Annotated in this window: 21 protein-coding genes and 2 pseudogenes; 8 read left to right on the top strand and 15 right to left on the bottom strand. The window is 47.3% G+C overall.

Annotated elements, in window-relative coordinates; translation table 11 throughout:
* Positions 1-2: 2 nt before the first annotated feature.
* The 3 genes and pseudogenes from B5F88_RS12560 to B5F88_RS12550 all read left to right on the top strand — a co-directional run.
* Positions 3-1,319 (top strand): hypothetical protein, encoded by a 1,317-nt coding sequence (locus B5F88_RS12560; RefSeq protein ID WP_087346625.1) that lies wholly within the window; start codon positions 3-5, stop codon positions 1,317-1,319.
* Positions 1,320-1,856: 537 nt separating this feature from the next.
* Positions 1,857-3,224 (top strand): annotated as a pseudogene (locus B5F88_RS12555) (DEAD/DEAH box helicase family protein); the annotation flags it as partial.
* Between the two features lies 1 nt (position 3,225).
* Positions 3,226-3,831, top strand: a pseudogene (locus tag B5F88_RS12550) (site-specific integrase); the annotation flags it as partial.
* Here the strand turns inward: B5F88_RS12550 and B5F88_RS12545 are convergent.
* The 5 genes from B5F88_RS12545 to B5F88_RS12520 form a co-directional block, all read right to left on the bottom strand.
* Positions 3,804-5,330 carry a recombinase family protein gene (locus tag B5F88_RS12545; protein WP_087346622.1) on the bottom strand — a complete coding sequence of 509 codons (1,527 nt, stop codon included), beginning with the start codon at positions 5,328-5,330 and terminating at the stop codon, positions 3,804-3,806. The pseudogene B5F88_RS12550 and the gene B5F88_RS12545 sit on opposite strands and share 28 nt — an antisense overlap.
* Positions 5,315-5,845: a hypothetical protein gene (locus B5F88_RS21450; RefSeq protein ID WP_242959780.1), complete on the bottom strand. Its 531-nt coding sequence runs from the start codon at positions 5,843-5,845 to the stop codon at positions 5,315-5,317. Before B5F88_RS21450 ends, B5F88_RS12545 begins: the two co-directional genes overlap by 16 nt.
* Positions 5,775-6,734, bottom strand: a complete 960-nt coding sequence (locus tag B5F88_RS12535) for a recombinase family protein (protein ID WP_242959779.1) — start codon at positions 6,732-6,734, stop codon at positions 5,775-5,777. The genes B5F88_RS21450 and B5F88_RS12535 overlap by 71 nt, the downstream gene beginning before the upstream one ends.
* Before the next feature lie 122 nt (positions 6,735-6,856).
* Complete coding sequence (locus tag B5F88_RS12530; protein WP_087346617.1) at positions 6,857-7,081, bottom strand: DUF6870 family protein; 225 nt, start codon at positions 7,079-7,081, stop codon at positions 6,857-6,859.
* A gap of 559 nt (positions 7,082-7,640) precedes the next feature.
* A complete protein-coding gene (locus B5F88_RS12520) occupies positions 7,641-8,069 on the bottom strand; it encodes a sigma-70 family RNA polymerase sigma factor (RefSeq protein ID WP_087346614.1) in 429 nt (142 codons plus the stop codon).
* 894 nt (positions 8,070-8,963) lie between these two features.
* Here B5F88_RS12520 and B5F88_RS12515 point away from each other — a divergent pair.
* The 5 genes from B5F88_RS12515 to B5F88_RS12495 all read left to right on the top strand — a co-directional run bounded on the left by B5F88_RS12515 (position 8,964) and on the right by B5F88_RS12495 (position 12,084).
* On the top strand, positions 8,964-9,482 hold the full coding sequence (locus B5F88_RS12515) for a sigma-70 family RNA polymerase sigma factor (RefSeq protein ID WP_087346610.1): 519 nt from the start codon (positions 8,964-8,966) through the stop codon (positions 9,480-9,482).
* Positions 9,479-10,204: a DUF4367 domain-containing protein gene (locus B5F88_RS12510; RefSeq protein WP_087346607.1), complete on the top strand. Its 726-nt coding sequence runs from the start codon at positions 9,479-9,481 to the stop codon at positions 10,202-10,204. The genes B5F88_RS12515 and B5F88_RS12510 overlap by 4 nt, the downstream gene beginning before the upstream one ends.
* A 107-nt stretch (positions 10,205-10,311) precedes the next feature.
* Entirely contained in the window at positions 10,312-10,866 is a 555-nt protein-coding gene (locus B5F88_RS12505; protein WP_087346604.1) for a hypothetical protein, read from the top strand.
* Between the two features lie 15 nt (positions 10,867-10,881).
* Positions 10,882-11,448 (top strand): hypothetical protein, encoded by a 567-nt coding sequence (locus B5F88_RS12500; RefSeq protein ID WP_087346601.1) that lies wholly within the window; start codon positions 10,882-10,884, stop codon positions 11,446-11,448.
* Between the two features lie 177 nt (positions 11,449-11,625).
* Complete coding sequence (locus B5F88_RS12495; protein ID WP_087346598.1) at positions 11,626-12,084, top strand: hypothetical protein; 459 nt, start codon at positions 11,626-11,628, stop codon at positions 12,082-12,084.
* A 196-nt stretch (positions 12,085-12,280) separates the two neighbouring features.
* Here B5F88_RS12495 and B5F88_RS12490 read toward each other — a convergent pair whose 3' ends face one another.
* From B5F88_RS12490 to B5F88_RS12460, 10 genes are all read right to left on the bottom strand, one after another.
* Positions 12,281-12,919 (bottom strand): hypothetical protein, encoded by a 639-nt coding sequence (locus B5F88_RS12490; RefSeq protein ID WP_140402114.1) that lies wholly within the window; start codon positions 12,917-12,919, stop codon positions 12,281-12,283.
* Between the two features lie 162 nt (positions 12,920-13,081).
* Positions 13,082-13,222, bottom strand: a complete 141-nt coding sequence (locus B5F88_RS20690) for a hypothetical protein (RefSeq protein WP_162612184.1) — start codon at positions 13,220-13,222, stop codon at positions 13,082-13,084.
* Positions 13,215-13,655, bottom strand: coding sequence for an ankyrin repeat domain-containing protein (locus B5F88_RS20255; RefSeq protein WP_140402113.1), 441 nt, complete (start codon positions 13,653-13,655; stop codon positions 13,215-13,217). The genes B5F88_RS20690 and B5F88_RS20255 overlap by 8 nt, the downstream gene beginning before the upstream one ends.
* Before the next feature lie 174 nt (positions 13,656-13,829).
* Positions 13,830-14,420: a hypothetical protein gene (locus tag B5F88_RS12485; protein WP_087346593.1), complete on the bottom strand. Its 591-nt coding sequence runs from the start codon at positions 14,418-14,420 to the stop codon at positions 13,830-13,832.
* Positions 14,421-14,422: 2 nt separating this feature from the next.
* The gene (locus B5F88_RS12480) at positions 14,423-15,154 is read right to left on the bottom strand and encodes a hypothetical protein (protein WP_087346590.1); all 732 of its coding nucleotides are present in this window, start codon (positions 15,152-15,154) and stop codon (positions 14,423-14,425) included.
* Positions 15,155-15,236: 82 nt separating this feature from the next.
* A complete protein-coding gene (locus B5F88_RS20250; protein ID WP_140402112.1) occupies positions 15,237-15,521 on the bottom strand; it encodes a hypothetical protein in 285 nt (94 codons plus the stop codon).
* Between the two features lie 96 nt (positions 15,522-15,617).
* Positions 15,618-15,947, bottom strand: a complete 330-nt coding sequence (locus B5F88_RS12475; RefSeq protein WP_087346588.1) for a GRAM domain-containing protein — start codon at positions 15,945-15,947, stop codon at positions 15,618-15,620.
* 137 nt (positions 15,948-16,084) lie between these two features.
* A complete protein-coding gene (locus tag B5F88_RS12470) occupies positions 16,085-16,516 on the bottom strand; it encodes a hypothetical protein (RefSeq protein WP_087346585.1) in 432 nt (143 codons plus the stop codon).
* Positions 16,517-17,238: 722 nt separating this feature from the next.
* Positions 17,239-18,654: a relaxase/mobilization nuclease domain-containing protein gene (locus tag B5F88_RS12465; protein WP_087346582.1), complete on the bottom strand. Its 1,416-nt coding sequence runs from the start codon at positions 18,652-18,654 to the stop codon at positions 17,239-17,241.
* Between the two features lie 32 nt (positions 18,655-18,686).
* Positions 18,687-19,138: hypothetical protein (locus B5F88_RS12460; protein ID WP_242959778.1), on the bottom strand; the 452-nt coding region annotated here is incomplete at its 5' end.

Genomic DNA, 19,138 nt, shown 5'->3' with positions numbered 1-19,138 from the left:
GTATGGATGTTGAAAAACTCTTTAATGGCATTGCGGTAATCGTCGATAACGAAATTGAAAAGAAAACCTCAGCAATATATAAGATAAAACAACTAATTGAGGCAAAAAATATTCCAGTTGCGGTATTTAGTGAAATACCGCAACTGGATGTAATCCCGGCGCTTGCCAGTGCTTCATTTGTAATCCTTGATTGGGACTACACGAATGGAGAACTGGAGGTAGAAGAAGGGGAACGTGTAACAATACCAGGTGGATTGGTCGAAAATGAAGAAGAACGATTGATAGAGTTTATCAAGAAACTACTGACTGATGTATTTGTTCCCGTCTTCATTTTTACGGCAAAGCAACCCGACACTGTAATTGATAGTTTAAAAGAAGCATCCCTATGGGATGATAAAAAAACAAATCGTATTTTTGTAAAACAAAAAATAGATGTCGATACTGAAGAAGAACTTTTTTCCGCTATTACTGAGTGGATTAAGAAAATGCCGTCTGCATATGTTCTGAAAGAGTGGGAGAGGGTATTACGCGAAACGCAAAACGCGATGTTCAATGAGTTCTATTCATATTCTCCTAATTGGGCTCAAATAATTTGGAATATGCTTAAAGAAGATAGCATTGAAAATCAGCAAGAATTTGGCGATTTTGTTACCCGAAGCTTGCAGAATAGAATTCAAAACTATTCTTTTGACGAGGCATCTATTCAGTCTGATACTCCTCCAAATATTGAAGAGCTTCGAAAAGTTGTAGAGGGCGAGCGGTATTTGTCGTATATGGAGCAGCCTGCACAAGCATACACAGGAGATCTGTTTAAGGATGGCTCTAAATACTATCTAAATATTAGAGCTCAATGTTCCTTAGCAAGAGAAGCAGATCCTGTAGTATACTGTATACGAGGAAAAAAACTAAAAAGTAAAGACATAGTTTCCGAGGACATTCGTCTTACAACTGAAAGAGAGTTGGTATTTAGTGCTAAAAAGCACTTTTCTTTAGATCAAATGTGCGAAATTTGTCAAGATGCAGAGAAATTGGCAGAGTTCAATCGGCATTTCAGTAAACATCGGAATAGTATTTTTTTTAGAAAAGGGACTATACTCGAACGTGACGACAAGGTCATTATAGGCTGCGTAGCTGGAGAAGAAGCGATTCAATTTGATATGGATCTGGAAGTTTTAAACTTCAATGCATGGAAGGACAAGCGTATTGGAAAAATTTTGCCTCCATATATAACAAAAATCCAACAAAAGTGTGCGGTAAATATGGTACGAGAAGGGGTTACACCTCTTCCAAAAGAATTATTTATGTCTTTCGATGAATAAATTAAGCCTTCAAATTTTGTGCCGCAATATATAAAGCCCCCTCTGAAATCATCGATTTCAGAGGGGGCAAAGGATAGTTATGTAAGTCTCTTCTGTGAGGCACGCAGATTAATGCTTGGGTATGACAATGCCTGTGTAGAAAGATTTTTCAACTTACTGAAGATCGAGTGAATTTCCCGAGCTAAACCTCAGACCATTCACGCTGCTGCCGAACTGGTGGACGAGTACATCTATTTTTACAACCATGATTGCATACAGTTTGTTACAAAAATAGTACATCCTGGATTTGAGCCTGGAAGCAGCAGTATAGCTGGTGTCCTAAATTTCCGTCCACTTGACAGGGGTCAGCACACAGAATAGTCCTGCTTATTGGACAAATGGGATGCTAAACTGAATTCTTAATGATCGGAAAAGGGATACATAAAATCTGGAACGCTTTGTTGATATTTGCCAATAAGTTCTTGTCGGATATTGGAATTCCAATTATACTAAGTACAATATGTATCCCAGAAGAGAAAATAGAAAGAGTGAACTAACATGTTGCCTCCCGGCCTTTATGAACAAGTCATCAATACTGCCCTGAACCGCGAGCTTTCGGAGATTCCCGATACCCGCAAATCGGTTGCGCCCATTGACAGGGCGGAGGCCTCCAAGGTGTTGGCGCAGTATCTGGCAGATGTGGTGCAAAAGGGCCTGGAGAATGTGGCGGACAACGGCGGGGACATCTCTACCCAGATCGGCCTTGCCAACCAGATCGTAAACCTCATCCAGAATACAACGAAAGAAGCTGACTTTGCTTCGCTGAGCGTCGACCTGCGGGCAGAGCAGCTTCTTGCGCTTTTACAGGAGCAGGATCCACGACTGGCAGTGGGCAAGACAGCTGCCGACCTGAGCCGGCCGGAAACCTCCATCGCCCAGAGCAGCCTGTTTACCGGAGCTATCCATGAGCCCCAGATGTACACGGAGCTCAAAAAGGAGATTGTCTCTGCCGACCGCATCGATATGTTGGTGTCCTTCATCAAGTGGAGTGGCTTGCGGCTCCTGATAGATGAGCTGCGGGAGTTTACCCAGAACGGAGGCGAGCTGCGGATCATCACCACCTCCTACATGGGGGCCACCGATGTGAAAGCCATTGAGGAACTACGCAAGTTGCCCAACACCAAAATCAAGGTCAGCTACGACACTAAGCGCACCCGCCTCCACGCCAAGACCTATATCTTTTGCCGGAATACCGGCTTCACCACCGCCTATGTAGGCTCCTCCAACCTGTCCAACGCCGCTATCTCCAGCGGTTTGGAGTGGAACGTGAAGGTGACCCGCCGGGATCTGCCGGAGACTATCGACAAGATCGCCGCCACCTTCGAGAGCTACTGGAATTCCAACGAATTTGAGTATTACTCCGAGGATCAGAAGGAGAGGTTGGCCCGGGCACTGAAAGCGGAAAAATACTTTGACGCCAACAACGCCGAAGTGTACACCATGGATATCGCCCCCTACTCCTATCAGCAAGAGATCCTGGACAAGCTGGAAGCGGAGCGCGCTGTCCGGGGCTACACCCGGAACCTGGTGGTAGCCGCTACCGGTACCGGAAAAACGGTGATCTCCGCTCTGGACTATAAGCGCTTCTGCAAGCAGCATCCTGGCAAGGTCTGCCGCCTACTCTTTGTAGCCCACCGGGAGGAAATTCTGCGGCAGAGCCTGTACACCTTCCGAGCAGTCCTGAAGGACGCCAATTTCGGAGAGCTGTTTGTGGGCAGCTACCGGCCAGAGGGCATTGACCACCTGTTTCTGTCTATCCAGACCTTCAACTCCCAGAATTTCACCGCCAAAACCGCTCCGGATTTTTACGACTACATCGTGGTGGACGAGTTCCACCACGCAGCGGCACCTACCTATCAGAAGTTATAATCCAACGGACGGTGCCAAGCTGCCCAAGAGCAACTACAAACCAAAGCAGGTTCTCGACCGAGAGCAGATGGATACCTTCCTTGCGGCAGTGGACAAGAACGAAATCTGGCGGGACTTCTTCTACACGGAGCTGACCACCGGCCTGCGTCGAGGTGAGATCTGCGGTCTCATGTGGAGGGACTTCGACGAGAACGCTGGGACGCTGAAAATCCTCCGCTCGGTGAATGTACCTAAGCGGGGTGAAATGGAGATCGGCGAGACCAAGACCGAGAGGGGCAGACGCACCATCCGTCTGCCCCCCAGTACTGTCCAGCGATTAAAGGAGAGGAAAAAACACGCGGTCAGCCAGTGGATCTTCCCGGAGCCGCTGGCTCCGGAAAAGCCGGTACGCCCCAGCGCTGCCTACTACTGGATGAAGGTACTGCTGAAAGAGGCGAGACTGCCGCACATCAGGTTCCATGATTTACGCCACCCGTATGTCAAGCACACGACAAAAAAATATAATTCTGAAAAGCAGAAAACCCAAGCTACCAAGATGGATTTGATAGCCTGGGTTTTCCGTTTTTATACCTTCAATTATTCAAAGAGGCCATGGATTTTGTAAACAATCTCAATGCGGTTGTCGGGGAATACATACACCTTTTCAATCAGTAGATCGGTCAGCTCCGATGTCAGCACATCCGCTTCCGCAATCGAGTGAACAATCTCTTGTCGGTTGCTTTGGCGGGCCTGTTCTTCTCGCTTCAGCTTTGCCTGGGCGGTGACAGCAGCATAGGCATTTTTGACTTTCAGTATTTCTGCGTCATAAACTGCTTTCTCCGATTTATAAGTGTCCAGCTCGATCTGCCCCAGGAGATACCGTTCAAAGAGAGCTTGCTTCTGGTCCTTCAGAGCTTCCAGCTGCTTCGCATACTCAGAGCATTTGGCAGCGGTGGCCTCCAGGTGAATGGTGCCGTCTTTATGTACGGGCAGCAGGACTTCCAGCTGCTTTTTCAAAGTGAGGAGGACTGCTTCTTCCAGGCCAGCAGCATCTGCCCGGACATCGCGGCAGCGGCTGTTCAAATCGGCTGTGGAATGGCGGCACATATAAAACGGTTTCTTTTGGGTGATGCGGGAGAGTGCATGGTCACAGCAGCCACAATAGACCTTGCCTTTCAGTGGGTAATCCCTGGTTTTCCTGGTCGGCAAGGAAAACCGGCGCTGCACAGCCTGCACCTTTTCAAATAGTTCTTTATCAACGATTGCCGGATGATGGTCGGGAATAATGAACCACTTGTCCCGGGCCTTCCTGCGGCTCCGTGTGCCGCCCACTTCGATAACCGCACGACGCCCGATGACATAGGAGCCGATATAGCGTTCGTCCTCCAGGATACGGAGAACCGTAGCGCCACTCCAGCGGCCACGGGAGCGTGAGACATCGTGGTACTTCTGCCCATGAGCTGCTTTGTATTCTCCTGGGGTAGGTATGCCTCGCTTAAAGAGTTCCCTGGTAACGGCTGCCGCTCCAATGCCGGTTGCAGCAAGTTGGAAAATGAGCTGTACCACAGCAGCGGTTTCCGGGTTCGGTTCCATTCTGCCATCGGCGCTTTTGCGATACCCATAAGGGCAAACTTTGCTCTGGTATTCGCCGCGCTGCATTTTGGCGTACTTGGCGCTTTTGGTCTTGATGGACATATCCCGGCTGTAATACTCGCTGATCAGATACTTGAAAGCCACATCCATACCGCCGGTATCGCCCTTGTGCTGGTCGCTATCAAAATTATCGTTGATGGAAATGAACCGGGTGTGAAACAGCGGGAACACACGCTCAATGAAATAGCCAGTCTCAATGCTGTTTCGTCCAAATCGGGAAAAGTCTTTTACGATGATACAGTCGATCTTATTGGCCCGTACCATCTCAATCAGCTCCTGGACTTTGGGACGCTCAAAGTTTGTCCCGCTATACCCGTTGTCGATAAACTCAAGGATTTCTGCATGGGCGGACTCCGGCATGGACGAAACAAATTCGTTCAACGCAAGGTGCTGGTTTTCAATGCTCATACTGTCGTATTTATAATCCTCCAAGGAAAGGCGGATATAAAGGGCAATCACATATTTCTGCACTGGCTCAGCACCTCCTCACAATGCTCAAATTCACTTTGGAAACGGAAACGAACCGTAATCCGCTTTTCTCTTGAGACCTCTACACGGTCAATCAGGCGGTCAATTAGGGCTGCCGTCAGCTGGTGATCTTCCTTGATATGCTGTGCATCCTGGGACAGCATTTTGTACTGTTCCAGCTGCTTGGCGATGATTGCAAACCCTGCTTTCAGCTGCTCGATTTCCTCGCTGGCCGCCTTGATTTTGGCTTCGTACTTCTCTTTGAAGGTAAAATACTCATCTTTTGACAGATGGTTCTGGATCAGGCCCTCATACAATCCGCGCTGATAGGTTCGCAGCTGCTGGATTTCCTGTTTCCGGCTGGCGATTTTAGCCTGTATGTTTTTCTGTTCCTCGGCTTCTTTGGTGAGGTTTTCCAGACCAAGAGAGTATTGCCCCAGCGTGGTATCAAGCTGTTCCTGTATCCTGCTTGGGAGAAGTCCGGGTATCCAGTCTGCGGATACGCTGGACCAGCTCAAAATCCTGCTTGGCAATCAGCGGCTCATGGGCGTCAGGGACGCGAATCCATTCAGAGGATGGCCGCTGCTCCATTTGCTTGATTTTGTAGTGTGGGGTGCCTTGCTTCCCCTGTACCAATGTACCGATGTAGGTTTCATCCTGCAAAATGCGGATAATCGTTGTAGCAGACCACTTGCAATCCTCTTTGTCGGCATAGCCGTGTTTGGCATAGGGGAAGCCATTATTTTTCTTATAGGCCAGGGGGGAGAGGATGCCCATTCCGTTCAAGACAGTGGCGATCCGCAGGGCGCTTGTCCCATCCAGACGCATACGGAAGATGTCCTGAACAACGCGGGAAGCATACGGGTCAGGCACAAGCAGGTTTTTGTTTTCCTCGGACTTCATATAGCCATAAACGGGAAAGGCTCCAACAAAATCTCCGTTACGGCGCTTTATATCCAAAGAGGTACGGGTCTTGATGGAAATATCCCGGCAGTAGGCTTCGTTCATAATGTTTTTGACGGATACGGTCAGATCGTCACCGCTGCCTTCATGGGCGGTGTCGATGTTATCCGTGATGGCAATAAAGCGGACCCCATAAGTGGGGAACACCCGGCGCAGATAGCGTCCGGTTTCAATGTACTCTCGTCCCAGGCGGGAGAGGTCCTTTACAATGACGCAGTTGATCTTGCCATCGGTGATGTCCTGCATCATTTCCTTAAACGCTGGACGGTCAAAAATGATACCGCTGTAACCATCGTCGATTTTTTCGGATACGATTTGAATGTCCGGGTTTCGTTCAATGAAGTTCTCAATCAGCTTCCGCTGGTTGGTAACGCTGTCGCTCTCGCTGGAGCGATCATCGGTGTAAGACAGACGAATGTAAGCTGTTGCTTGATATTTTGGCATGAAAAAGCACTCCTTTCCTCCCGGAAGCTCTCGCAAGAAAAGAGTGGATTTCGAGGTTTTCAGTTTTCATCCTTTTCCATACACATCGTAGCACGCTTTTGGAAAAAGAGCGAGGATGTCGATTACCTTAAAATCCCTTGCAGGCACTCCTCCAATGTGACCCCATTGCTGGCAAATGCGGCATTTACCACAAAATCACCGCAGCGAAAGCGATAGGGGTTTTTGATCTGGTGAAGAAAGGCCGTAATCCGTTCCTCTTTGGGGAGGTTTTTATCTACCGCAACTTCACGGATGTCAACCAATTCGTCGGTTGCTGTTTGTGGGCAGGTTTGTGTCAACTGGTTCATAAGGGTTCTCCTTTCTTTGCGGTTGGTTTCAAAATCACATGAATGCGCTGGCAACCGAAGCTGCCAGCGCATGGTATCTGACTTTGAAAAGAAAGGGCTGCACCCAAATGATGCCTTGTTGTTGCTAACAGCAAATGGACGCAGCCTTTCAGATTATATCTGTTGCTTTCGCCACATTTGCCACGCACCCCTGACGATAGGGACATTCCTGGTCTCCGCTGGTGCGGCTGTCATAACTCCACAGCGTCGTTTTGCTCATGTTGCTCGTGCGCCGCAGGGTTCCCCCCAAGTCTTTAGGAGGCCGTGAGGAAGTATCTTTAAGCCCCCATGCAGTCACCGCGCCCCAGAATACCACCTCCAGGTCTCAGGCTTGCGTTGATCGCTCAGGACCAGCCGGTTCATCACCTCCTTGGCTTGTCCTTCTTGGCGGCGCGCCTGATTCGCTCGTACATGGGATATGTACCAGGAATGCCGTATATGTAATTGTCAAGCTGCTATCAGAGCAGATGATAAAACTCTGCCTCTGATAACCATGACCAATATTGAGGGAAAGTTCCGCCTACCCAAGAATTTTTTTCAGATTTCCGGCAAGGCTCTTTAGCCCACGCTGTATGCTTTCTGTAATCCGGCTTTTACTCACTCCTTCTGTGCGTGCAATTTCAGTAATGGTCATCCCCAAGTAATACCGGGCGTAGATTCGCTTAGCTTGCAGTTCTGGCAGAGACATCACAGCGGCATACACCTGTTCCTTGAGGAAATTATCCTCCAGAATCATCTCCGGTGTCAGTGGCCTTGCAAGGGAATTGTGTTCAATGCCATCTCCCCGATCCAGGGAATAGTGAGCTTTATAGCGATACCTTTGGCGGTTATAGGCTGCCTCGGCGCGCTGAGCAGACTGAAATACAGCTTGTATTTCGTCAGAGACTTCTACAAAGGTATCCTCTTTATAAACATCTGGATATAAGTCTCGAAGATTGATTTGTTTCATTATGTACCTCCTGTTCGATTCACAGACAGCTGATAGTCAAGTGAATCGAACAGAGGCGGAGAGCGACATCGGCAAAATGCGCGGGATTTCCACAAATAACGACAAACAAAAACGCCAGCCTCCCAAGCCGGGAAACTGGCGTTAAGCTGTGTATGGTCAACTTCTAATCGGACAATTAAAAAGTTGCTGAGTGGAGAGGAGCGTTTTCGTAAAAGTAAAAAATTCCTCTGATTTTGTCGATATTTTGTTTGTACCATGGCGGCCACCTTTGCAGACCGCCGAACATCATACCACTAGAAGAATGTCATCCTATTTAAGGTAAACAGAATGGCAGCCTTTATCGTCCTATAAACATTGTCTCATCCCAACCACTGAACATAAAAATTCCTGCCGCACAAAAATTCATGGTAAGAGGCCTCACCTGCAAATTTTTAGCTTGACAGCGAACACCCCCATCTTTTTACCCGCTGATCCACAGTTAAGAAGTTTGTTGCACATAATTTTGAGAAGTAGTGTCCAACAATGGATTCTCGTGTCACTAATAATGAGAAATAGGAAAAAAGATGTGTCGGGTTATATCTCATAACGTTCAATACTACACATTTTGGACACACAAAATCTAATTATGTTGAAATGGCTATGGTTCAAGTCGATTTATATAAAAAATGCAGCCCCCATCAGGAGCCGCACATAATAGAAGATATGTTGTTTTGAGGGGATTGTCCAGATTTTTCAAAGGCAAAACGGGATTAAAACATAAAACAGATACAGACCCCTTGGCGGCTGTATCTTTGAGTCCAGGATACCCCCACATGACCATCAAGCTGCTCTTTACTTGTGTAAAGTGAACCTTGCATGATATAATCAAAGACATAGCGACCGGGGGTATATACCATGATAATCTATTTGCAAATGATTGATACTCCAGAAGATCGCTCAAAGTTTGAGCAAATCTATCTGGAGTATCGTGGCCTTATGTTTCATGTGGCCAACGAGATTTTACATAATGAACAAGACGCCGAGGATGCCGTTCATCAGGCATTTCTCAATGTGGCAGAAAATATGAAAAAAATCGGAGAGCCGAAGTGTCCCAAAACCAAGGGCTATGTCGTTACGATTGTTGAGAACAAAGCAATCGACTTGTATCGGCGGCATAAGAGACACCAGATGCTCGAACTGAACGACACCGTTCAGGGTATCCAGGTGATTTATGAGGGGGAAAACACCCTGACGGCCTGCATTCTGAAGCTCCCTGCACGGTATCGTGAAGCGATCCTGCTCCGGTATGTTCAGGGGTATAGTGTGAAGGAGATGGCGTCTATTCTGGGGTTGTCTTTTGCCGCAGCGTCAAAACTCGATCAACGTGCCAAGGCCAGATTAAAAGACCTATACGAAAAGGAGGGCAAGTTGTGATTACCGAGGAGATGCTGAAAGCAGCAGCTGTTGAGGCTGACCAGGTTATCCTGGATTCGCTTCCTGCTCCTGAAGAATGTGAGCATGAGTTTTCAAATTCGTTCCAAAAAAAGATACGCCGGATCTCCCGCAGGGCAAATCATCCGGTGCTTTATAAGTTGGTAAAAAGTGTAGCGTGCTTTGTTCTGGCGGTTATCCTGACCGGCGGCGCATGGTTGACAGTCGATGCAGAGGCAAGGGAGGCTTTTATTCGCTGGATAAAAGAAACATATAGTACATACTCCGTGTATCATTTTGAGGGAACAGATTCCGGGACGCAGACTTCCGAAGGGCAGTCCTCGGAAGAAGAAATTTCCCCGAAATATTCCCTGGCCTGGATTCCGGATGGCTATACAGAATGGGCAACAAATACCATAGGTAATTGCATTTGCAAAACATATGTCAATGAAAGCGGGGAATTGCTGAAATTTAATTATCAACCCAGCTTTGATTCGTCCTATTGGTTCATCGACACATCCACCAGCACACAGCAACGCGTCTATGTGGGAGATGTCCCCGCAGATTTTTACCTCTCCAACTCTCCGGATGTTGGAAGTTCAATCGTTTGGACATCTCCGGATGGAGAAACGGCCTTTTATTTGTCAGGCTTTTTCAGCAAAGAGGAGCTGATTGACATGGCAGAAAATGTGCTGCCTTGTGATGCGGAGAGTGTCCAAAAGTAGATTGACAAAGCTGAATAATGGCCTAGTTATTGTTAAAAGTTTTCAATTTCCGCCGATAGTATTGATAAAGGAGTCTATATAGGAATTGGATAAAGGAGGAAGTACAAATGCAAATTGGTGGATTAGGGATCAGCGAAGCAGCCAAGTGGGGCGAGACACCGAAGATTCAGCGGGCTGCTAATAAGGCCGCTCAAAACGCTATGACAGACGGTTTCGTTGAACAAATCAAGGAGATGGCAAAAAAAGACGCAGAAAAAGGCGTTTATATGTCTGACGAATTTGGACAAATGAGACTCGCACAAATGAGAAAGCATGTCTCCCCCAACCGTTCCAAGCCGGTTGCACAAGCCGCTGCCTACATTCAGAAAGCGTCGAATCGGTATGGTACGCTTTTGGCAAGGCTGCTTGGGGGATATTCCATGAAAGCCTATGTCGGAGGGCTTCATCCTACTGCCGAAGTATATGCCCCCAATGGAGAAATGATTGCTGCATATACGACTGCTGGTACGTGGAAAGAAATCCCCACCGCAGCGGAAGAAAAATTTATGAGCGAAGCCGCCAGTGTGTACCTGGAAGCATTTCGTGCTGCCCGTGCAGAGATGAAATCCGCGTCCCAGGCCACAGCAGGCGGCAGTGAGGCTGGTATAGATCTTCGGGCATAAAGGGAGGGAGTACAGATGCAAATTGGTGGATTAGGGATCAACAAGGCAGCCCAACAGAGCAACACATCAGAGATTCAGAAATCAGCAAAAAAGACTGTTCAGAAGGCGATGACCGATGGCTACATTGAGCAAATCAAAGAGATGGCCAAGAGGGATGCGCAAAATGGCACATATATGTCAGACGAATTTCTCCAGGTTAAACAGGCCCGCAAAAAGGCATATATCTCTCCAAATCGTTCTGGCCTGCAAGGACAGGTGATGTCTATTATGCAGAGAGCCGCAACGGGTGGCAGCCGGGGATCGCTTTTGATGCGTCTGCTGGGTGGCTACTCAATGAAAGCATTCTTTGGTGCCTGTCCACAGTATAACACCGCAGAAGTTTATGCTTCGAATGGGGAGCTGGTCGGCGCATATACCAGCGGAGGGCAATGGATAGAGATGCCCACAGAGGCAGAATCCAAATTTCTCGCAGAATCCGATTCAGTATATTTTGAAGCATACCGGGCTGCTAGGGCAGAGATGAACGCTGCGTCCCAGGCCACAACAGGCAGTAGTGGGGCTGGTATGGATCTTCGAGTATAAAGCTCATCATTACAGCCAATGGTATCAGCCGACGGAGCAGCGCCCAATGCACACTGAAATGAGTGACCTTTTGGATCGTACCCTGTTGGAACTCCGCAAAAAGCATGGCAATTTCCAAAGGCGCTGATGGGCAAAGCTGATAGCCTGTATTGAACTTTCAGGAAGGGGTGTAACAAAATGACCATCACAGATATGGCGCGTATGCTGATGAACGCAGATCAGTATCAGCGTGGGGTCACACAGCCAAAGTATCCAAACGGTGCTGCGGTTGCACATCCTGATACGCCGGATGACGGGATGGATATTACCGGGATGACCGCGGCAGATTTTCATACCATCCCTGTATCCAAGGAGATCGAACAGAAGGTGCGAGACAGAGTATTTGAGAATATGAAGTACCGCTATGGCATGACCGGGACAGGCAATGAGTACGGGGAAATGGTACATAGCTATTTGATGTCCATCCCTGCCAAAGACCGGCGGGATGCGGCCTACACGATAGACCAGATCCACTTTGATGCAGTGGACAAAATCAACGCCTTTGTCAAATCCCGTGTTCCCGGCTGGCAGCCAGGGCAGGCGTTTGACACCAGTATCTTGGACGAATACCGTCAAGGCGTTGATGTAAAGGCTTGACCGTTTTTCATTGCAGCGTAAAATCTTTTGGCACATAAAAAGCTGCCAACTCAATGTATGTGTAAAGTCCAGTGTAGAAATAAAGACGGAGCCTAATCAGGCCCCGTCTTTTGTTATGTCTTCCGATAATTCCATAATGGCAGCCCTTTCCTTATATCAAATAATATCCGGTTCACAGCAACGTACCCAACAATTATCAGCTAAAAATGTTGATATTCATATAGGTGTGTCTCTGATTTTGCATTGCCTCTTTATTTTGTGAGGATGATGCGACTAATGCTAAATCGCTCTTAATTCTATCGCATTCTTCCTGCCATATTGGACTTTGCTTAACTAAAATTGCAAGTTTGTCCTCAGAAATATTCCCACTAGAGGAAAAAATCTCATCGTATGTATATTCAGATATGCCGCCGACAATCGTTTCTGCACAATCGATACAATCATATTTAACTCCTTTGAGCAACATTTTGGGATCGAAAAAGCAAACTGCCGAAGATAATGAATCAATATAAATTCTTGCTGGACTATCATCGATAGAAATGTCTTGATCATATAACTCATTTACTGCGGCTTTAATTTCTCGTATGTACCCCAAAAACAAGTCATATTGCGTGTTGTAAATTTGTTCAGCCATAACTTGATCCCACAACATATTGCTACATTTTTCACCGACATCTATGATGTGTGAAACGTTATTGCTACTCGCCCATTGAGCAAATGGAACCCACATACGGCTCATGCTTAAGCAGCAAAGCCCTAGTGTTTGTATTCGATTTAACTTTTGAATTTCTTTATTCAGAGCATCATAAAATGAATCTAAAAGTAAATCTCTCATGATAATACCATTTCAACTGCTTTTCACTGGACACAAATAGAGTGCTGCAAGCAGTTGCCTTTCGTTCAATTTTTATGAAACAATTTCGTATCAACTTTTGATTCTCATTCCACCCCGCTTCCAAATAACTTCTTTCTTGTAATACCATTCATAGAATTATTGTCAATTCTCTTTACGCCAGATCGCTTTTTTGACGCCCCGGACAATAACCGAGCCGACCACCAGCAGGAGAATACCCACCCCGGCGCGGTTGGTGGTGAGACCACCTTTGTTGAGGCGTGAAATCATTTTAAAATCATACATCTGGATAAGCGCAGAGGTAATCAGAAATTTTTCCTGGAGCCAGCGATTGAGATAGTCTCCGAATGCTTATCCCATTATAATTTTTATGATCCGGGTCAGCCCCTGCCGCTAACAGCAACACAACAATTTGATAGGCTCGCTCAACAGAATTCGGCTGTGAAGCGAATAGTGCTGCTCCTAACGGTGTTGCTCCGGACACTGTCTCTATATTGGGATCAGCCCCGCGTTTTAGGAGCGCATCCACAACTTCTACCTCACACGCTTGAGCGGCAAAATATAGATAGGAATATCCTCCCCTATCTCTCTCATTCACATCTGGGCACTCTTTTACCAACTGCAATGCTCGCTGTGTCTTATGTCTAAGAATTGCATGTGTTAACTCAGTCCGGCCAAAACTATCTTTTATCCATGCTTTTTGATAGTCCAAGTCCATATATCGTTTCTCCTTTAATTCCGATTTATTACTCTGTTTTGGGACATTCCACCGCTGGTCAATGCAAAAGGCGCACTGCTATGGCTCAAAAGTATTCTGCTCTTTGCTTCGTACATCCTTTTTGACGCCCCCGACAATAACCGAGCCAACCACCAGCAGGAGAAAACTATAATGTCAAATTACAATGTTTTCTGCACGTTGTATGGTAAAAGCCTTTGGTAAGACTCTAACGATAGATCTCTTATTGCTTAATACTAAATATTGCGCTTGCATATCAATGCACTGATAATTTTTATGTAAAATAATCTTTTCTATCTTGTTAATATCATCTGGATGTACCATTTTTCTAGGATCTTCCCTTGCGAAGCCTATTGTGCCCTGTTTATGCAAGTATTTTTTCAGTAATAGATTCGGAATATAATCCGAACAGTATCGAATACCTACCTTTAATTCATATACAACTTCTTGCAATAGTGTTTCCGGTGTATCATAAAAAAAATAAATCAATTCTGGATTTCCTGACTTTTGTGCTTTTTTGGAATCAAGCGTCATAGCCTCAAAGGAAACATATTGATAAGGAGCAAAGATAGGATTTGATACTGAAAGTTGAGCTAAACAAGACTTAAATGTAAAATCCATTATTAATGCCTCATGGTTGTTTTTAGTTATCTCTACACAATCATTCTTTTTCAAGTGTTTAAGGATATTTCTCTGCTCCAACTCAAGTATAATCTTTTTTATTTGTTCATAGCTGTAATCGCTCATAATTATTTTAAACTTTGCACCTCTTTGCTCCGTACAGCCTTTTTGACGCCCCGGACAATAACCGAGCCGACCGCCAGCAGAAGAATACCAACACCAGCGCGGATCGCAAAGTCCAGCATCCAGTTGACCTTGCCGTGGTGGTACATATCCAGCACATATACCGGGTCTACCTCATAATCCTCCGCCATCTGATGGAGCATGGTTTTTTCTTCGGTTGTTGTGTACCGAATATAGCCTGTGGGCAGCTCATCGCCGGAGCGCAGCATGAGATAATCGTCAAAGTAGACGCAGATATAGGAGCCATCCTCCAGCGGAGCCAGGTAGTAGCCGTTGTAGTGTCCAGACGCCAGGAACCTAAGCAGGAAGCTCCGGATCGGGCCTGTGGGATAGGCCACGGGGATATATTCAGAAATGACAACTGTCCTCTTTGTCTGGCTGTTGAGGTGGGTGTGTTCCCCCGCATACTCGGAATCCCGCAGGCGTAGCAAGGGGCAGCGGATCAGGCTTTCTTTGGGTACTGTGGCCGGGGTGGTTTGAAAGAAGAAGTCCTCCACATCGTCCTGGGTATGTACGACGGAGACAGACTGATCCGGCATCTGCCCCTGCTCTGTCCCGGTTCCAACTCCCAGGTCATAGATCCAGCCGGTAGGGGCACCCATCATCAGCCAAAAGGCAAAGGCAACCCCGCATACGATTTTCAAAATGGAAAGTGGGGAATATTTTTTGTGGTCCATGGTTGGCTTCTCCTTGTTCTCAAGCAATGGGGCATGGATCGAATCAATCAGGGCTGTAGCCGCCCGATAAATGGGAATTAAACTATTTTTGATAGATAATAAATTCTTGTGTTTCTTCGGGCAACGAAAGATTACATATATTGCAAATAAATTGAAACACTGGGGTATCTTGGGGAATTTCGTAGCATTCGCCAAATGAAAACTCTATATCTATATGTTTGCTACGGATAGTTTTGTCGCCACATTCAAATATATCATTTCGGTAAATGATGCAAGATATATCCCCAATAAGTTCATTATATGGCATAGATGCATTTTCTGGAAACAATTTATTCATTATTTGCCAAACTTGGTTTGTTGTAATCATGCTATACCTCTAAACTCTGATTTATTGATCTGTTTTCCCACCGCTGGAGCAGAGTGGCCCAAAGGGTGCCTGCTTGATCGTGGATGCAGCAGAACCTTACCGATCCAACTTCTTCACACCAACCTGCTCTAGCCAGCCTTGCAGCTTTTTGGCTGGGAAACCGGAAAAGGCATATCGGGTATTGTTCTTATCGTATATGTAGACAAAGGTTACAAACAGGGCGCGATTTGTGTCATACCCCGCCACCTCAGACAGAGGCAGATCCATATAGACATAGTTGCTCCAGGACTCATAGTAGCACACCCGCTGATTGGTCACATAGATCGTACCTCTTGTGGGCTGACTGGCAGGGGATTTCTTATGCTTGTAGGCCATCATGCCGCTGCCGATCAGAGTTTCATTTTCCTGTAATTGAAATTTTGCCATTGATATATCCTCCTGTTATTGCTTTACTTTTTCCCAGTCTCCAGGCCAGGAGCCAAAAGTGCGCTGCCGCCGCTCCTGTCAAATCACAGAAACAGGTTTGGCGGCAGCGGCTGCCTGGTTGCTATTTCGTTTTTAGTTTAGACTTCCTCGGATTCCCACAAAACGGTGTCCAATCTTTCTCCTGACTCAATGAATTTCGATAATATTGACAGCATTGTTTCTGGTTGATTACAAATCATCCATTCTTCAAAGGTAGAGCTACCTATATCAACCGGCTTTTGACTTTGACTTCCGTTGCTGTAATAGTAGACAACTTCATTCATTTCATCAACAATTCCAATTTGAGATTTCTGGCCTTCAATAAAGATAGACATTCCGATATACTCTGTTTCATTATCAATTTCTACTCTTGTAATTTTCCCTTGCAGAAGCAATGACCTCATATCTTCCAACAGTGCGGGGGTGATCTCCGCTTCTTTATATGTTTGATGTATAGAGGCAGTCTCACCAGGGCGTTTATTTTCGCGCCGCAAAGAAAGAACCAGTTTCGTTATTTTCCATTGTGACATTTTAAAATCCTCCTCATAATAAATTGTAAGGTTAACTTTTGAATGACTATATTTTGACTTGCCGCTTGCGCCTTTGTCCTTTCCTAGCCTCCGGGCCGGGAGCCAAATGTGCGCTGCCGCCGCTCCTGCCAAATCGCAGAAACAGTCTCCAAGGAACAGTGGCTGGTCCAATCAACTTTAATATCAATTATAGCATGAAAAAAGCTCTTTTAAGAACTATTCTATGAACTTGTTTAATCAAATAACGTATAGGACAGCCCATAATCAAACGAAATGAAAGCGGAACATTTTAGCGGGAGCGTATTGTGGCAAGCAATGCCCCTGGATAGCCATTCGGCTCCCGGCGCTGCTTGTTGAGGGTGTCCCCCAAGCCCCCATGAACGCAGAATTTCATTCTGCGGCTGCGCGTCCGTTGGACGCTTTTGACCATGACCAGCTCGCCGCTGCCTTCTAAAATCTTTCAGCCTTTTCAACCCGTTTCCTGGCCTTGAAAAGCCCTGACAGTTCAACTGTCACTAGGGGAGATGTGGCACCAAATACGAGTGGGGGAGAAGCCCCCACTTTGTTCGTATTATTTCATTAACGAACAGAGGCAAGCATTTTGGACAGTGACTTTGAAAGTTTTGCGGGAGAGCCGTTTCAGGGTTATTTTATGGGGTCTCAGATCACCCTCCTTTGTTGCTCCAAATTGGTTTGTGTCTGCACTTTTTGAACACTTCCAGTCAGGACCTTTCGGTTTGGTTGCGGTCTTTTTCTGCTTGCTTTTCTTCCTTCATATTCAAAATCCGGTCTACATTCTCTTTTGCTTTCAGCAGCTCCCGCATTTCCTCACGGGAGCGCCGGTACTCGGCGTAGGTTTTTTTCTTTTCCTCCAGGAGCTTGGCGTACTCGGCTTGCAGCTCTTTGACCTTGGGCAGCTTCTTGACACCCATATCATCAAAGGCGTTTTTCGCCGCCTGGTGGAGCAGGATTTCTTCCTCATGTTCCTGGCGGAATTTCTTGGAGTAACCGGCCTTTCGGTAGGCTACATAGGTCTCACGGGTCTTGGCATAGTTGATGATGTGGGTCCGCAGGACAGCGATCTCCGCCATGCGTTTCTCTGCCGCCTTGATCCGCGCCGACAGTTCATTGTGGTGGGCCGTGGCCGCCGCTGCTTTTTCCTCCAGCACCGCATATTCCAGCAGGTTATGCTTGGTGAGATAATTCATGGTCTGCGCCATTTGTTTCAGGTTAAAAACCTTGGCCCAGCGCACATACCCTGCGCCTTTTCCAGCCTGGAGTTTGGCCTGAATATCCACCAGCAGATTGACCTTCGGCGGATCTGCTTGCATGGCCGGTTTCTGACGGGGTGTATGCTCCTTTTTGCCGGTGAGAACGGCCAACAGGTCCTCCAGGGTGTAGCCTTCACCCAGACTGTCCAGACGGGCTACTTTATTCCAGCCGGAGAGCTTCAAACGATAGGATTTCCCGCGCCTCGATACCTCGCAGCCAGACTCTTGGAGCAGCTTCAGCAGCTCGTCCAGGTTGGCAGGTTTCTGTGCCAGGGCATTGTCAATGGCAGCCCGCAGCAGCTCCCGGTGAGAGGGCTTGGCCTGATCGCCCAGCCACTTGTTATAGCTCTTTCCATGGGGCTTTGGATTTTCGACAATGGACAATCCATTCTCCACACACAGGGTATCGCTCAGTCGCCGGACGGCCTTTGTGCTGCCCCAAAAGTTGCGGAATTTTCGGTCACAGTCCAGGTTGACCGAACTCCAAATAATGTGATTATGGACATGGGATTTGTCGATGTGGGTGCAGACAATGAAAGCGTGTTTGCCCTTGGTAAACCGCTTGGCAAATTCCACGCCCAGCCGGTTTGCCTCCGCCGGTGTGACCTCGCCGGGACAGAAGGACTGACGGACGTGATAGGCAATCACATCGTCCTTCCCCCGCACCCGTCCGGTGGCCGCGATATACTGCCGCTTTGCCAGCAGGAACTCGGCGTCAGCGGTCCGGCTGTCACATTCATAGCCAGTGATGAGCCTGCCGTGGTCGGTCTTTTGCGGGTTTGCCACATAGTCAATGATGTCGCTGATCGCTCGGCTCTCCGTGCGGCCCTTGCCGGTGTGCAGCGGCATAATGCGTGTGGTTGCCATGAAGTTTCCCTCCTCTTAAAAACAGGGCGGCCTCAGCCTCCCACATCATCACAATAAGATATGATCCGCTTCTTTTTTCGCTTGGCGTATTGTAGGGTTGTGGCAGCGCCGCCCCAATCGTGGAGGACATAGCTGACCACTACATCGACGGACTCCACCATCCAGCGGTTTCTATGGGAAATCGCAAACCGGCGCGGCACCGTTTCCAGTGGTGGATACACGGTTCTGTCATAACCGGAAGTATCCCGTCTGGTGTTGAGATACGCCAGAACAAGGACCAGCTCGACCTGCGGATACCGTTTCTTTTGCTCCCGCAAAACCGCAGCCGCCAGACTGTCAAAGGCCCCGTAGCCGCCCAGGTAAAAGGTAGTGGCCCCTTGCTCAATCAGGCTTTGTGTTACGGTTTGCAGCCAGTTTTGCAGCGCCTCTCGTTCTGTAATCTGTGCATGGCCGCAAAAGGTCACATTCATGGATAAACACCCCT

It is taken from the genome of Flavonifractor sp. An306 (assembly GCF_002159455.1).
Taxonomy (GTDB): Bacteria; Bacillota; Clostridia; order Oscillospirales; family Oscillospiraceae; genus Flavonifractor.
The sequence above is the reverse complement of the archived record's forward strand: the minus strand, read 5'-3'. Positions and strand labels throughout refer to the sequence as shown.

Excerpts from the sequence above, each read along its gene's own strand:
- B5F88_RS12560 (WP_087346625.1), top strand. The coding sequence starts at position 3 with ATGGATGTTGAAAAACTCTTTAATGGCATTGCGGTAATCGTCGATAAC.
- B5F88_RS12515 (WP_087346610.1), top strand. The coding sequence starts at position 8,964 with ATGATAATCTATTTGCAAATGATTGATACTCCAGAAGATCGCTCAAAG.
- B5F88_RS20690 (WP_162612184.1), bottom strand. The coding sequence starts at position 13,222 with ATGTATGATTTTAAAATGATTTCACGCCTCAACAAAGGTGGTCTCACC.
- B5F88_RS20255 (WP_140402113.1), bottom strand. The coding sequence starts at position 13,655 with ATGGACTTGGACTATCAAAAAGCATGGATAAAAGATAGTTTTGGCCGG.
- B5F88_RS12520 (WP_087346614.1), bottom strand. The coding sequence starts at position 8,069 with ATGAAACAAATCAATCTTCGAGACTTATATCCAGATGTTTATAAAGAG.
- B5F88_RS12480 (WP_087346590.1), bottom strand. The coding sequence starts at position 15,154 with ATGGACCACAAAAAATATTCCCCACTTTCCATTTTGAAAATCGTATGC.
- B5F88_RS12475 (WP_087346588.1), bottom strand. The coding sequence starts at position 15,947 with ATGGCAAAATTTCAATTACAGGAAAATGAAACTCTGATCGGCAGCGGC.
- B5F88_RS12530 (WP_087346617.1), bottom strand. The coding sequence starts at position 7,081 with ATGAACCAGTTGACACAAACCTGCCCACAAACAGCAACCGACGAATTG.
- B5F88_RS12465 (WP_087346582.1), bottom strand. The coding sequence starts at position 18,654 with ATGGCAACCACACGCATTATGCCGCTGCACACCGGCAAGGGCCGCACG.
- B5F88_RS12535 (WP_242959779.1), bottom strand. The coding sequence starts at position 6,734 with ATGCCAAAATATCAAGCAACAGCTTACATTCGTCTGTCTTACACCGAT.
- B5F88_RS12505 (WP_087346604.1), top strand. The coding sequence starts at position 10,312 with ATGCAAATTGGTGGATTAGGGATCAGCGAAGCAGCCAAGTGGGGCGAG.
- B5F88_RS12490 (WP_140402114.1), bottom strand. The coding sequence starts at position 12,919 with ATGAGAGATTTACTTTTAGATTCATTTTATGATGCTCTGAATAAAGAA.
- B5F88_RS12500 (WP_087346601.1), top strand. The coding sequence starts at position 10,882 with ATGCAAATTGGTGGATTAGGGATCAACAAGGCAGCCCAACAGAGCAAC.
- B5F88_RS12470 (WP_087346585.1), bottom strand. The coding sequence starts at position 16,516 with ATGTCACAATGGAAAATAACGAAACTGGTTCTTTCTTTGCGGCGCGAA.
- B5F88_RS20250 (WP_140402112.1), bottom strand. The coding sequence starts at position 15,521 with ATGATTACAACAAACCAAGTTTGGCAAATAATGAATAAATTGTTTCCA.
- B5F88_RS12485 (WP_087346593.1), bottom strand. The coding sequence starts at position 14,420 with ATGAGCGATTACAGCTATGAACAAATAAAAAAGATTATACTTGAGTTG.
- B5F88_RS12495 (WP_087346598.1), top strand. The coding sequence starts at position 11,626 with ATGACCATCACAGATATGGCGCGTATGCTGATGAACGCAGATCAGTAT.